We start from the raw sequence: 14,049 nt of genomic DNA, 5'->3' as shown, positions 1-14,049 counted from the left end.
CAAATAGTCTCGTGCGATCGCCCGAGTTGCGGACAAAGCTACCCAAATAGTCAAGGATGGGTAGCTTTGTCCATAAATTAAGTTACAGTTTCAAACCCAGTCCGCAAGAAGAACCCCTATTCGCCCACCAAGAATCCCTCTATCGCTTCTTGCTCAAAGCCACGGCGTACAACGCTGACGATCGCTTCCAGTCGGCGGAGGAAATGGCCGATCGATTGTTGGGAGTGTTGCGGGAAGTGGTAGCACTGGAAACAAATACGCCGCATCCGGCTGCCAGTACCCTGTTCGGCTCGGATATGCTCGCGCTGACGGCATCTTCAGACTTGGAACCGATTGGCGCGGACTTCCGACAGTTGCCCGTACCGACGATCGATAGCAACGATCCAGCTTTTAACGCGGTATTGAATGCCCAAGCGATCGCCGATCCCATACAACGTCAGGTGAATTTGGAGCAGGTGGTGCAGCAGTATCCCAACTCTCGCGAAGCTTTACTCCGACTGGCTGACAGTGCGATCGAGATTCGCCACTATCCAGCCGCCGAAACGGCACTAACGCAAGCCGAACAACTCGATGCTTGGGATTGGCGCGTGCGTTGGTATCGCGGTAGGTTGCTGCTGGCGCGGGGTCAGGCAAAACCCGCACAGGAACAGTTCGATCGCGTTTACTCGGAATTGCCGGGGGAACTGTCTCCTCAACTAGCATTGGCGCTGGCGGCGGAATTGGCAGGCGATCGCAAGCAGGCAATTAAGCTCTACGATCGCGTGTGTCGGACTGACCCCAGTTACGTCAGCGCGACGTTTGGCTTGGCCAGGTGTTTGAGTGCTACAGGCGATCGTCAGGCGGCGGTGGAGGCGTTGCGACGAGTGCCGCCAACCTCGAATTTGTCGGTGCGATCGCGGGTGGAAACGGCACGGATGCTGATCGATCGAAAACATACCGCACCAGGAGCCAAGGAGTTGAGCCTAGCAGCCACGACGCTCGAAGCCTTAACGCTCGAAGGCATGGAGCGGCATCGCTTGACGAAACAGCTTTTAGAAACGGCGCTAGGATCGATCGCTTCAAAAGCGATTCAGCCATCGGCGATCGTCCTTTTGGGGCATCAACTGCAAGAAGTTGAGCTCAGAAAAGGGTTAGAAAAAGCCTTGCGCGCCATGGCACATTTATCCACGGGAGCGGAAAAGATTCGTTTGGTTGATGAGGCGAATCGCGTGCGTCCGAGAACATGGTTGTAGGAGAGGAAAGCGAATGGAATTCACGCCTACGCGGACTCAGGAATTTTCAACCTGCACAGGCCGATTTTACTCCTGTAGCCGCGTTTTGAACCGCCATATTTTCTTGTTATATCAAATCCGGTAACATCAGAATTATTCATCTCTCTTGTCTCTCTCTGTGTTCTCTGCGCCCTCTGCGGTTAAATCATTCCGATCCAGCAGGAAGCGATATTACTCATGCTTTTTTAAGACCCAAACTATGCAATGTCCCAACTGTGAAGCTTTAGTTCAAATAGACGATCGCTTTTGCGAAGAATGCGGTACGCCACTGGTCAATTCACCCGTCAATGTTACTGAAACTTCTACAAAACTATGCAATAAATGCGGCGCGGCACCCGAGGCGATCGATGCCGATGGATACTGTTCGGTTTGCGGGTTCAAGAATGAACACCGGCAAGTCCGAGAAACCGATCGCATGGAAGTGAATCTTCAGCCTAATTTCGCGGGAGTGAGCGATCGGGGATTGAGACACGAACGCAATGAAGATTACTTCGCTTGTGCGGTAATAGAAAGCAGTAACACTTATATTGCGATCGCCTGCGATGGGGTGTCGAGTTCTCAGTTTCCCGAATTGGCATCGAAAGCAGCGGCAGAAGGTGCCAGAGATGGCATTGTCACTGCTCTAGAAAAACATCTTTCCCCAGAAACAGCTCTCCAACACGGAATCGCTGCCGCACTCAATGAAGTCTGTGTTATTCCTCATAGGAGTTTGAATCAAGATGCACCTTCGACGACGATTGTTGCGGCGGTAGTACAAAATTCGATCGCGACAATTGCTTGGTTGGGAGATAGTCGCGCCTACTGGATCGATCGGGAAAACTCCCAACTGCTGACGCGAGATGATTCTTGGTTGAACGAAATAGTTACATCGGGACAAATGAGCGCAGCCGAAGCTAGCAAGTCCGATAAAGCTCATGCCATTACGCGCTGGCTGGGTGTGGATGCTAAAGAGGATGCTGTTCCTTCGATCGTGCAGTTTCCGATTCCCGGTTCTGGATATTTGTTACTTTGTACGGATGGATTGTGGAATTATGCACCCGACGCCCCACAACTCGCCGATCTTGTCAAGGGCAATGCTTCAGAAGATGCGATCGGCATGGGGCGCCATCTCGTAGAATTTGCTCGCTCTTGTGGCGGTCGAGATAACATTACTGTCACTCTGTTAGTCGTTTGAGGATAATATTATAAGAAGGAAGAAGGAAGTTTGGCAATGAAGCTGTGTACGGAATGTAACGGATGTAAATAAGATATTGCAACGTTCTCCATTAACCTGTAGGGGCAGGTTCGCCAACCATATCTAATGAGTACCAACAATCTTAATAAACCTGCCCCCACCCAACGAGAGATTCACGATCGCGCTCTTTGATATAATTGGGGAATGTGCGATCGCAATTCTATCGCTGGCTGGCGAGAAACCGGGTTTCTGCGAATAAGGTCTGCTGAGTACGAAGCATATAAAAAGAAACCCGGTTTCTGAGATTGTGCGATTCCCTACGGGATAGCTGCGCTTCACGAATTTCTGTCGTTAGGTGAGGGCGAGTTTTTGTAAATTGTCGATGTTCATTATAGATAGTGGGCTCACGGGCCCTTACAGGATAATTGATAATACTGCAAGATCTCAGTTCTACTCAACCTACACTCTAATCTCTTTTCTCAATCTGTAAATTAGCATCATTTTTACTGAAAAAAGCATCGATCGCATTTACTCAAAATTCATTCAAAAAACTCAAAAACAATGTCTACCCAATTCCAAGCCGAAGTCTTCCAAAATCCCTACCTTCATCAAGGTTCCAGAGAAGTCAATGCCATTATGACCGTCACCGTCCGTGGGGACGAAAATATTGGCATCGCACCTCAAACAGGAGGCAAACTCTTCGGGATTATCTGCGATATTTCCGGTTCGATGCAGGGCGCAAAAATCCACGCCGCCAAAAATGCGATGATTAAACTCGTGCAGTTAATTCCGGCGGATACCTCCTTTTTTATCGTGGTAGGTTCCACTCGCGCCCAGGTAATTTTTCCCACTGCCCTAGCCACAGTAGAAAACAAATCCCAAGCCATTTCCCAAATTAAAGAAGTCCAAGCCAGTGGCGGTACATTAATGTCTCAATGGCTGGAAGCTTCACTAACGCAGTTCAAAGAGATGCCCAATGCCGTCAGACAAGCCCTATTGCTTACCGACGGGCAGAACGATGATTCCGACCAAAAACGCCTAGAAAAGGTGCTGCAAGCGTGCGAAGGTGTATTTCAGTGCGATTGTCGGGGCGTGGGAACCGACTGGCGCGTCAAACAGCTTCAGTTCATTGCCAACAGGCTACTCGGAACCACCGATATCATCGCCAACGCGGTGCAAATAGAAGCGGATTTCCAAACCATTCTCGCCCAAGCAATGACTAAAACGGTGAGTGATGTCGCCTTGCGTTTGTGGACTCCCCAAGGGGCAAAGGTGCGATTTTGCAAGCAAGTTAGTCCCGAAATTGTCGATTTGACCGATCGCGCCCAATCTATTAAACCGCAAGTTTGCGACTATCCGACAGGGGCTTGGGGAACGGCAGAATCGCGCGATTACCACTTCTGCATTGAGGTGAATCCCGGTAATGTGGGAGATGAGATGCTGGCGGGAAGGGCGAGTTTAATTTACACCGCTGATGGGGTGGAAACGAAAATTACCGAGGCGCGGATTCTAGCGGTGTGGACGGATGACGAACAGAAATCTACGAAAATCGATCGGCGAGTGGCGCACTACACCGGACAAGCAGAACTCGCGCAAACCATTCAGGAAGGACTTGAAGCCCGCGATAAAGGTGATGTAGAAGTGGCGACGGCTAAGCTGGGAAGGGCTGTCAAACTCGCCCATGACTCCGGAAATGAGGGAACGGCGAAACTGCTGCGCCAGGTGGTGGAGGTGGAAGATGCACCCACGGGAACAGTTCGTTTGAAGCGGAATGTGGCGAAGGAAGATGAAATGGCATTGGAAACTCGATCGACCAAAACAGCACGAATTTCGAGAAATTAGCCATCCCAAATCTATAGCAGTTGACAGTTGACAGTTGACAGTTGACAGTTACATAGTACGAGCATCTAACCGTTTCTGCTCAAGGGTATTAGGATCTATTTATGACATTATTTATGTCCCGATACGGTTCAGTTAAGATTGTCCGAAGAGAGGAACGAAGCATAAGCCCTTCGGGCAGGCTTCGCCAACGCAGTGTCTATGTTTCATGAGTTTTCCCTGTGACAATCTCCGATCGCAATCGTATTGATTTATGTCCTAACCTATGTGGCGGTTGCTATACAATCCCAAATCTAGAATCCACAATCGGCAATCCAAAATCCAAAATCCAAAATCGTATAGATAATTATGTCAGTCTATCAGTGTCCAAAAGGTCACGAATCGATCGAATCCGATTATTGTTCGGAATGCGGCGCGAAGATTAATGGAGGTGCGGCTGTCGAAGCCAAAAGTCCGCCCGTTCGAGTTGCCACAGCTACCATTAACTGTCCCGATTGCGCGACTCCACACGAGGAAGATAGCGGCAACTTCTGCGAAATTTGTGGCTATAACTTCGTCACCGGTGCGAGTGGAGAAATTCCGATTCCCAAGGCATCAGGAATCGCATCTTCTGTTTTGGATGCGGGTACTATAGATGCGGGCGCAACCCATGTTTCCCCGACATCTACCTCACCCACAACGACAGGAACTCCCGAACTTCTCATCACAGTCGATCGCACTTTGCGCTGTGAAGGTAGCCCGGAACCGCCCGCGTTTACCCCCATGACTTTCCCTATGGAAAAACCCAGTACCCTCATCGGACGCACTAGCGATGTCCGCGCCATTTATCCAGATCTCGCCCTCGATTTGGACGATGCCATTTCCCACCGCCACGCCGTCATTCACCGCCAACCAGATGGGGCATTAATCCTGCGCGATATCGGTTCCACCAACGGTACGTTTCTCAATGGGGTTGAACTTGTGCCGATGACAGATATTAGTCTGAAAGATGGGGATGAAATTACGTTGGGACATTGGACAAAGATGATTGTTAATATTACCCAGTCTTAACTAGCAGGCAAATCGGTAATTGATAAAAACTCCCCCACCAATGACAAATTATATCATGTCCGATAGATTACCACAATAACAAAAACAGTTCGTAGTGCGGACTTAAGTCCGCATCTTTTAACCAATTACCCATTACCAAATTTATGAGCCAAGTTACCACCAATTCTGCTTCAAGAAAAAAGCCCAGTTCGATCGCAAATTGGAAGACAAAATTCACCACCCCTCAGATTCTGCGATGGGGATTGTACCTGGTGTGGGGAGTCAGCCTTTTAGCCTTGGGGACTGCCAATGAAGCAGTGAAAATGCAGCGCGATGCGATCGAAACCATCGGCAAAAATACCGCACCCAGCGTCTTAACTGCCCAGCGAATTAAAGATAGCCTCGCCGATTTGGATGCCAATGCTGCTAACGAATTGCTCGTCAAACCGGGCGAGAATCCTCAAGCCGCTAAAGATTATCGGGGACGGCAAGAAAAACTGTCTAAACTCCTGGCATTAGCGGCGGAGAACATTACGGAGGGGGATGCAGAACGCCAACAGATTCGCACGCTGATCCTATCGTTGGGGGACTACATGACGCAAATCGAACGGGCGCGATTGGCGAACGAACGGGGGGATTCGCGATCGCTTTTGGAGGCGTATCGCAAAGCAGCAAACATTTTGGACTCAATTTTACTACCTGCTGCCGAACAATTGCAAAATGTTAACTTAGAGAGTCTGGATCGAGCTTATATCTCACAAAAAGCGCGATCGGCTAACCTCTTGTTCCTCGCAGTTATTGGCAACCTCTTGCCACTTGTCATGTTGGGACTATTACAACTGTTTCTCTACCACCGAATGCGCCGCAATCTCAATCCCTATTTGTTGGGAGCTACCCTATGTGCGATCGTCTTATTCTTTTATATCACCAATGCACTAAATGCGGCTTCCTATCATCTGAAAGTCGCTAAGGAGGATGCCTTTAACTCGCTTTTGCCGTTGCGACAGGCTCGCGCTCTTGCCTACAGTGCTAATGCCGATGAAAGCCGCTATTTGCTCGATCGAGAATTTGCGGCTCAACACGAACGCAAATTTGTTGAGAAAATGGCGAAAATTGCCGTCATCCCCGCCAATCTGCTGGATTTTGAGTCTGTCGCTAAGGAATTCAAGCCATCCAACGTCCAGGGTGTCGCGGGTTTTAGTGGATTATTCGCCGAAGAATTTGCCAATATTACTTTTGGTGGAGAGCGAGACGCGGCGGTGGAAATGTTATCGGCATTTGGGGTTTATGTTAACATTGACAAACAAATTCGCTCGCTGGTAAATAGCGACAAAAGAGCTGAAGCGATCGCACTATGTACGGGAAATAAACAAGGGCAATCTAATTGGGCGTTCACTCAATTCCTTAAAAAACACAATGATGTAACAGACATTAATTTAACCGCGTTTACAGAGAATCTCGATCGGGGATTTAAAAGTGTAGGTTATGTGCCCGATAAATCCCAGCAATCAAGTGATGATATTTTGCAGGGGGCTATGCTCGATCGATCGTTTAAAAATACCTACCAAGTTGAGATGTGGAGTCTTGCGTTAATTAGTGCGATCGCTATTTTAACCTTTTTTGGACTCAATCTGCGTTTGAAGGAATATTCATGATTCTCCAAAGAAGTCAATTGGGGCTTTTTCGTGGGGTGGGGGGCGGGTTTATTTAACCTGTCTGCTACCTTTTAGGCTGTTGGCGAACCAGCCCCTACAGGATTATTGATAATGCTGCAAGATGTCAGTGGGGTGGGGGCTGGTTTATTTAACCTGTCTGCTACCTTTTAGGCTGTTGGCGAACCAGCCCCTACAGGATTATTGATAATGCTGCAAGATGTCATTTATATCGACTTAAAAGAACGATTCAATAACTTTTCATACTCACTGACAAGCTGGATTGCTTGCCCTAACGGAGTAGGTCGAGTATATAACAATTGCTTGGCTTGTTGGGCAATTTGACTCAATTGTTCGTTTTCTGCCATCCCTTTGGCTAATGCTTTAGCTTGCAGTGCTTGGAGTCGTCCTCGCAATTCTTGACGCATTTCTAGCGCAGTTTGATTGTCTGTATAGGCTTGTTGTTGAGCGGATAAATACTCTTGCGTTCTGACTCGCCAATTCTGTAAACCAATCTTAACTGGTTGAAATATGCCTTCTTTGAACTTAATTTTTAGTCGAGCGAGCCACTGATTTAAAGCTTCAATTTGTTCGTCCGCTAAAGGCTGCGATCGCGTTGCAGCTTCTGTTATTTTTTCCTGATACTCTGCAAAAATAGTTTGATGTTGCTGATTTAAATGAATTAAGTTTTGCAGAAGTTGATGCGCTTGAGATAATTCTTGTTTAACCGATGCTTTTTGCCGAGCTATTTCCTCTAAATACTGTCTCGATCGAATGATAATTGGTTCAATTTCTCGCTCGAACTCATCGCTGACACCTAACGGATCGCAGATAATGCGATCGCCAAAATCGAGCAAATTTTGCTGAGCAACTGCTAGTTCATTACTCCTCCGAATACCGAGAGAGTCAGCTAAAGTTTGGATCGATCGCATTTCAGTTTGGGCTCGCGTCAGTTGTGCTGCTAAATGCGATCGTGCCGTCTCCACTGCGACAACCACATCTTTCGCGACTTGAAAAGCAGCAGTCATCACCTCCAGTAATTTCGCAGGTGCAATTGCATTTTGGGTTTGGGCTGCACTTAGTAAGTCTCGCTGTGCTAGAGGAATTTGTTGTTCGCCAAGTTGAATCGAATTTCCCGTTAAAAGATATTCAATTTCACGCAGTTGAGATTCTGCACTGGAAATCAAAAACTTAGGAACTTGCTTGCGGAGCATCACAGCCCGATCGATCGTTTTAACTAACAAATCAAAATTCTGAAAGAGGTCATTCATCGCACTGAGTGCGGGAACAACCTTTGCTTTTGTTTTGCCAGTTAACTCAACGTCAGATGGCATTGCAGTGAGTTGTTGATAAGTTGGCAATCCATGCAAATCAATCAGATTTTGACTGATGCGATCGAGATTCTGTTTCCACTGAGCTAGCAGGCGATCGATTTGTTCTACATTCACGGTTGCAATTTCGATTATCTATATTTGTGCAGTAGATTACCATTTTATCAATTTAAAATCTAAATTAAAGTATTGTCTCTATCTAGATGAGTCCGGGTGTATTCCCGAAGCTGAATTTCCAGGTAAAATAGGAGTCTCTGCCATCTTCGCTCGAACTCGCATTTGGGTGCATCTGGGTTTTGTAAAAAGCATTTTTTCTTTGAGTGCTGTCCCCGCTCACGTATTGTACAATATGCGAGCGGGGACAGGACTATAATAATAATAATGTAAAACTGAGATGCTCCAGATCGAACTCGCACTCTGCCATTCATAGGTTATTTACAGGATGTCTAAGCTGTTGCAGCATTTAAATTGTATATTTCGATGACGATGGAGAATTCTATCCCCCGATCCCCATCGGACTCTCTACCTCTCAATCAGGATATACAATTTAAATACGCCAGAGGCAATCTCGCACGATGTTTATTAAAAAATTAATCAATTATAAATATGGATTTGACGATCGCCCGACAACTCTTTTATCAAGAAATTAATCAGCCAGAGGCTGCGATCGATCTGGCGAAAGCTGCGCTGTACATGGCTTTGGAAGAATACCCGAATTTTGAGCCTCTGGATTATCTCAACGCACTTGACACGATCGCCGATCGAGTGCGTTTGCGCCTCCCGCCACAGAATTATCCGCTGCGGATCATTCAAACTATTAACCGCTATTTGTATGACGATTTGGAATTCTCCGGCAATAATGCTGATTATTACGACCCCCGCAATAGCTTTTTGAATCAAGTGATCGATCGCCGCACTGGGATTCCCATCTCTTTATCTTTGGTTTATTTGGAGGTTGCTAAGCGGATTGATTTTCCGATGGTGGGGATTGGGATGCCGGGACATTTTTTGATTAGGCCGGATTTTGAGGATGCTGGGATTTTTGTGGATGCGTTTAATGGTGGCGAGATACTATTTCCTGAAGATTGTCAAGGGAGGCTTTCTCAAATTTACGGTCAACCTATGGAGTTGCAGCCGGCTTTTCTCGCGCCGGTAAGTCCGCGGCAGTTATTGGGGCGAATGCTGGGAAATCTGAAGGCGATTTACTTCCAACAGGGTGATGCTATGAGGTTTCTGGCGGCGATCGATCGGCTTTTGCTGCTGTTTCCTGATGCACTCTTGGAAAGGCGCGATCGCGGAATTCTCTATTATCAACTGGGGCGCTTGGCCGAGGCGCGGCACGATTTGGAACTATACATTACCAATGCTCCGAATGCTGAGGATGCTGCTAGAATTCGCCTATTGCTCGAAAGGCTCGACCAAAACTAAACTTAAATTTGCGATCGCTAGTCAAGGTTGCAGCTATTGGCTCGCACAACATCACAGGTGAAACCGACAATCTATATAGTTACAGGGCGATCGCCAAATCTCGCTTTTATAAGTTTTGCAAAGGTATATAAAATTGTCAAAAATCGGAGTATAACATATAAATTATGAATTAACACCTATCTTTTGATAGGTTCAATTGGCTTGACATGACTGTATAATACCTAGGTCATTTACGGAACTTCTGAATCCACTTTCCCGACTGATACCTGGGCATTCGATCGAACGAAAAAGTATTTTGACGTAAAGAGGCATAAACTCATGAACTTTAAGTTTCAACAAGGTTATCTTAACGGAATGCAACCGCAGTCAGCCCATTTAGCCAAAAGAATCTCAAAGTCTTTATCATTAGGTTTGGCGCTTTTGGTGGGAACAAGTACAGTATTGCTGAGCAGTAGCAAAGCCTTTGCATTAGACAAAGTTACCGTAAAATACGGTGCTGTTGACGTAACTTTACCAATGAGCGATTTGCAAAGCTTTGCACAAACCGGCAAACCATCATCTCAACTGCAAAGTGTTTTGAGTCTTGCGAAACAAACTCCCGAATCGGTGCGCGAAATATTAACGCGAGAAGTGGCTTTAGATCCCCAAATGGTTTCGCGGCTGGCAAATACTTATTTTGGGGAAATTGTTTTCAAGCAATTGGGTGAGGTTGCTTATACCCCGGCTACAAAGGCACAAAGCGCGCCGGCACTGCGCGATGCTTTGGTTGCAGCTTCCAAAGATGGCAAACTATCCCTGATGGAAGTGATGCAAAATTACACTCCTCCGGCTTTAGAAGTTGATGGCAATCAAGCTATGGCTATCTACCAGCGAGTGATTAAAGATATCCAAGATTTGCAAGCTATGTATCAGAATTCCCCGGGTTTGCAAAGTACGGCTGGTCAAGCAAGACAAATGATTTGTCAGCCCAACTCATCATCGGGGGCTGGGAAGTAAATCATTTTGCTCTGGATTGGGAATGGGGAATGGGGAATGGGGAATGGGGCATAGGGCATAGGGCATAGGGCATAGGGCATAGGGAATTGGTGCTTTCTTTTCCTATTATCTCTTACTTTTCAGCCATTACCGATGACCCATTACCCAATTACCAATTCCCCATTACACCTTGCCAATTTCTTGAGATAATTGCTCGGCTACCCGTTTGAGCCGGCGCAGTTGGCTTTTCATATCTTTTTGCGTCCAAGGGGCTGCAAAGCGATTGAATCCAAATCTAATTAAAGGATTGGGAATTTGAAATTCAAAGCGGTTAATCAAGAGAGTCCCTTGGATTTGGGGCTGGCATTCCCAGCGATCGCATCCTTTGAAATATCCGTCGAACCCCCATACAATTAAACCGGGTTGTCGCTCCAACACAACACTCTCTAAAGTGGGTTGCAAAACGGGAATTTTTATGATAAATAAACTGCGACTTCCTACAGCAGTATCCCATTCGCCCTCTGGATCGCAACGCAGCAGCGGATTGAGCCATTTGTGCATTAAAGTGCGATCGACTATACAGCGCTCCACCAACGTAGCAGCAGCGCGAATTTCAATGGATTGCTCGAAAACTTGACGAATTGACATGAGAACCTGCAAGCTAGAAGCGTATTCTTACAGTTTCTTATTTTCCTTGTCAAATCTGACCTTAACCTGAAAAAACAATGAATGAAACTTGGCAAGAAATAACTCAACCGATATCGGGCCCAATGGCGGTTGTGTCCGATCGAATCTTGGCACAGGCCCAGGTAGCCCCGAATCCGCTCTCAGAAGCGGAGCGGGGATTAAACAATCTATTTGCGGGCAAAGACATTGAAAATCTCGTCTGGGCGATCGGCATCCTGCTAATTGGCTTGATCGTATCAGCCCTCGTCTCATCTTTAGTCGGCGGATTGCTCAAGAAAACAACGATCGACAACCGACTGGCTGCTTGGATTACCGGGCGCCCGGAAGGAGAAGGATCTCCGCAAGTGGAAAAATGGATTTCCGGTGCGGTATTCTGGATCATTTTTATCTTTTTCCTAGTTGCCTTTTTCAACCGGCTGAATCTCACGGCTGTCTCGCAACCGCTGAATACTTTTCTCAACCAAATTGCTGGTGCTTTGCCGAAGTTGGCTAAAGCCCTAATTTTCTTGGGGATTGCTTGGGTGGTGGCGACAGTTGCCAAATTAGCCTTGTCGCGGGCGATGCGGACTTTTGGCGTAGACGAGCGCTTGAACCAGCAGGTGGGTACTGCACCCACCGAGACTCCTTTGCTGCTGAGCGATACTCTGGCAAATGCGCTGTACTGGTTCATTTTTCTGCTGTTTTTGCCGTTGGTTCTCGAATCGCTGGATTTACAGCAGGCTCTGCTGCCAGTGAATAATTTGCTGAACCAAATTTTGGCGGCAATTCCGAAGATTCTGGAAGCTGTGCTGATTGGGTTTGTGGGCTGGCTGCTGGCTCAAGTTGTGCAGCGGATTGTTACGAATCTGCTGGCTGCTGCTGGCGCGGACAGTTTGGGCGCTCGGTTTGGCATTTCCCGGAGTTCGGGCGGACAATCGCTGTCGTGGATTATCGGCACAATTGTCTATGTGTTGATTTTGATTCCTACGGCGATCGCAGCTTTGAATGCTTTGGACATCCAAGCGATTTCCTTGCCGGCGATCGCGATGCTCAATACGATTCTGGGCGCGCTTCCTAACATTTTTACAGCAGCGATAATTCTCGCGGTTGCTTACTTTTTGGGGCGCTGGATCGGCGATTTGGTGACGAATATCTTGACGGGAATTGGCTTTAACAATGTCTTTTCTTGGTTGGGAATGCAGCCGAAACAGCCGCTGCGACTACCGCCGTCGAGTTCGACGGATCCCGACGCAACTGTACTTCAGGAACCGGATGTTGCGGCACGCACGCCTTCGCAATTTGTCGGCATTGTGGTGCAGGTAGGCATCATGCTGTTTGCTGTGGTGGCGGCTACCGACGTGCTGAAGATTCCAGCGCTGACTGCGATTGTTAGCGGTATTGTGCTGGTTGCTGGTAGGGTGCTCTCTGGTTTGGTGGTATTTGCGATCGGCTTGTATTTGGCGAATCTGGCGTTTAGTTTGATTGCTAGCTCTGGAACTCGCCAAGCGCGGCTGTTGGGCCAAACGGCTCGAATCGCGGTGATTGCTTTTGTTGGAGCCTTGGCGCTGCAACAGATGGGCATTGGCAGCGATATTGTGAATTTGGCTTTCGGGCTGTTGCTCGGGGCGATCGCCGTTGGGATTGCTCTAGCTTTTGGTTTGGGCGGGCGCGAGATTGCGGCCGACGAACTTCGCGGATGGCTAGCGTCATTTAAACAAGATAAGACGCCACGTTCGTAAGTCTAATTGATCGGTAAAAAATGGCGTTTGTCCTTAACAAACGCCGTTTTTTTATGCTTAAATTTATCGAACCTGCTAAAATAAGATCAGCGAGAATTGAGGAGACTTAAACCGTGACAGTTTTAACTCAACAAATCGAAGAAGAAATAGAATATCCCAGCAGCGACGGAGAACCGATGGCGGAAAGTGACATCACGCGCGATTACATGACTTACGGCGTGGAAGCTCTGAAGCAGCACTTTCAAGGGCGATCGGATGTCTATGTGTCAGCAAATTCTTTCGTGTATTACGAAGAAGGAAACAAATCAGCAGTAGTTGCTCCCGACATTTATGTAGTATTTGGAGTCAGAAAACGCCAGAGAGATAACTATAAAATCTGGAAAGAAGCAGGGATAGCACCGCAGTTTGTCTTAGAAATAACCTCAGAAACAACTCAAGATGTAGACCAAGAAACCAAACCAGAAATATATCGAAGTTTGGGAGTCAGGGAATACTTCCAGTACGATCCGTCTGGGGATTATTTGAATCCGATATTGCAAGGAGTGCGTTTAGTAAACAACCAGTACGATCCGATTCCTGTCAATAATATCGCCTTCGATACGCTGTGGCTGTACAGCGAAGTATTGGGACTGGAATTGCACTTAGTTTCTGGAGAATTAAGGTTTAGAAATCCTCAAACGGGAGAGTTTCTGAAGACTTACCAGCAATCAGAACAAGCACGGCTGGCGGCGGAACAAGCACAAATGGCGGCGGAATCAGCTTTGCGATCGCTCGTTTCTCAACTGTTACATTCAGGCATGAATTTAGAGCAAGTTGCACAAATGATGAATTTATCGACATCGGAAGTTGAGCGATTAGTAGTAGGAAATGAATGAGCAATAAGGATCGCAAATTAAATAATTTACACAAGTTTGTGGGATGGGCGTCCCGCCCGTCTTTTCTGGA

11 protein-coding genes are annotated in these 14,049 nt (G+C 47.2%); 9 read left to right on the top strand and 2 right to left on the bottom strand.

Annotated features, from left to right (window positions below):
- Positions 1-56: 56 nt before the first annotated feature.
- The 5 genes from JGK07_RS04405 (at position 57) to JGK07_RS04385 (ending at position 6,968) form a co-directional block, all read left to right on the top strand.
- The gene (locus tag JGK07_RS04405; protein WP_293197016.1) at positions 57-1,232 is read left to right on the top strand and encodes a tetratricopeptide repeat protein; all 1,176 of its coding nucleotides are present in this window, start codon (positions 57-59) and stop codon (positions 1,230-1,232) included.
- Positions 1,233-1,470: 238 nt separating this feature from the next.
- Complete coding sequence (locus tag JGK07_RS04400; RefSeq protein ID WP_293241393.1) at positions 1,471-2,445, top strand: protein phosphatase 2C domain-containing protein; 975 nt, start codon at positions 1,471-1,473, stop codon at positions 2,443-2,445.
- A 561-nt stretch (positions 2,446-3,006) separates the two neighbouring features.
- A complete protein-coding gene (locus JGK07_RS04395) occupies positions 3,007-4,287 on the top strand; it encodes a VWA domain-containing protein (protein ID WP_293180104.1) in 1,281 nt (426 codons plus the stop codon).
- Positions 4,288-4,632: 345 nt separating this feature from the next.
- Complete coding sequence (locus JGK07_RS04390; RefSeq protein WP_293180101.1) at positions 4,633-5,334, top strand: FHA domain-containing protein; 702 nt, start codon at positions 4,633-4,635, stop codon at positions 5,332-5,334.
- A 143-nt stretch (positions 5,335-5,477) separates the two neighbouring features.
- A complete protein-coding gene (locus JGK07_RS04385; protein WP_293241396.1) occupies positions 5,478-6,968 on the top strand; it encodes a hypothetical protein in 1,491 nt (496 codons plus the stop codon).
- 224 nt (positions 6,969-7,192) lie between these two features.
- On the opposite strand, the gene JGK07_RS04380 is transcribed toward JGK07_RS04385, so the two are convergent.
- Positions 7,193-8,413, bottom strand: a complete 1,221-nt coding sequence (locus JGK07_RS04380; RefSeq protein WP_293241399.1) for a hypothetical protein — start codon at positions 8,411-8,413, stop codon at positions 7,193-7,195.
- Positions 8,414-8,902: 489 nt separating this feature from the next.
- On the opposite strand from JGK07_RS04380, the gene JGK07_RS04375 reads away from it, so the two are divergent.
- Together JGK07_RS04375 and JGK07_RS04370 are read left to right on the top strand one after the other, a co-directional pair.
- The gene (locus tag JGK07_RS04375) at positions 8,903-9,724 is read left to right on the top strand and encodes a SirB1 family protein (protein ID WP_293180092.1); all 822 of its coding nucleotides are present in this window, start codon (positions 8,903-8,905) and stop codon (positions 9,722-9,724) included.
- A gap of 318 nt (positions 9,725-10,042) precedes the next feature.
- Positions 10,043-10,720, top strand: a complete 678-nt coding sequence (locus tag JGK07_RS04370; protein WP_293180089.1) for an alpha/beta hydrolase — start codon at positions 10,043-10,045, stop codon at positions 10,718-10,720.
- Positions 10,721-10,882: 162 nt separating this feature from the next.
- Here the strand turns inward: JGK07_RS04370 and JGK07_RS04365 are convergent, their stop codons facing one another.
- A complete protein-coding gene (locus tag JGK07_RS04365; protein ID WP_293180086.1) occupies positions 10,883-11,347 on the bottom strand; it encodes an SRPBCC family protein in 465 nt (154 codons plus the stop codon).
- Between the two features lie 77 nt (positions 11,348-11,424).
- On the opposite strand from JGK07_RS04365, the gene JGK07_RS04360 reads away from it, so the two are divergent.
- A complete protein-coding gene (locus JGK07_RS04360) occupies positions 11,425-13,104 on the top strand; it encodes a mechanosensitive ion channel (protein ID WP_293190093.1) in 1,680 nt (559 codons plus the stop codon).
- A 113-nt stretch (positions 13,105-13,217) separates the two neighbouring features.
- Complete coding sequence (locus JGK07_RS04355; protein WP_293180080.1) at positions 13,218-13,979, top strand: Uma2 family endonuclease; 762 nt, start codon at positions 13,218-13,220, stop codon at positions 13,977-13,979.
- The last annotated feature ends 70 nt before the right edge of the window (positions 13,980-14,049 follow it).

The sequence above is a fragment of the Microcoleus sp. PH2017_24_DOB_U_A genome (assembly GCF_020738205.1).
In the GTDB taxonomy this organism is placed as follows: Bacteria; Cyanobacteriota; Cyanobacteriia; order Cyanobacteriales; family Microcoleaceae; genus Microcoleus.
Note: the sequence above shows the minus strand (reverse complement) of the source record. Positions and strands in the feature narration are given on the sequence as shown.

Bases quoted from the DNA above. Each gene is read 5' to 3' on its own strand.
- JGK07_RS04390 (WP_293180101.1), top strand. From the start codon at position 4,633: ATGTCAGTCTATCAGTGTCCAAAAGGTCACGAATCGATCGAATCCGAT.
- JGK07_RS04375 (WP_293180092.1), top strand. From the start codon at position 8,903: ATGGATTTGACGATCGCCCGACAACTCTTTTATCAAGAAATTAATCAG.
- JGK07_RS04360 (WP_293190093.1), top strand. From the start codon at position 11,425: ATGAATGAAACTTGGCAAGAAATAACTCAACCGATATCGGGCCCAATG.
- JGK07_RS04365 (WP_293180086.1), bottom strand. From the start codon at position 11,347: ATGTCAATTCGTCAAGTTTTCGAGCAATCCATTGAAATTCGCGCTGCT.
- JGK07_RS04405 (WP_293197016.1), top strand. From the start codon at position 57: ATGGGTAGCTTTGTCCATAAATTAAGTTACAGTTTCAAACCCAGTCCG.
- JGK07_RS04385 (WP_293241396.1), top strand. From the start codon at position 5,478: ATGAGCCAAGTTACCACCAATTCTGCTTCAAGAAAAAAGCCCAGTTCG.
- JGK07_RS04395 (WP_293180104.1), top strand. From the start codon at position 3,007: ATGTCTACCCAATTCCAAGCCGAAGTCTTCCAAAATCCCTACCTTCAT.
- JGK07_RS04400 (WP_293241393.1), top strand. From the start codon at position 1,471: ATGCAATGTCCCAACTGTGAAGCTTTAGTTCAAATAGACGATCGCTTT.
- JGK07_RS04370 (WP_293180089.1), top strand. From the start codon at position 10,043: ATGAACTTTAAGTTTCAACAAGGTTATCTTAACGGAATGCAACCGCAG.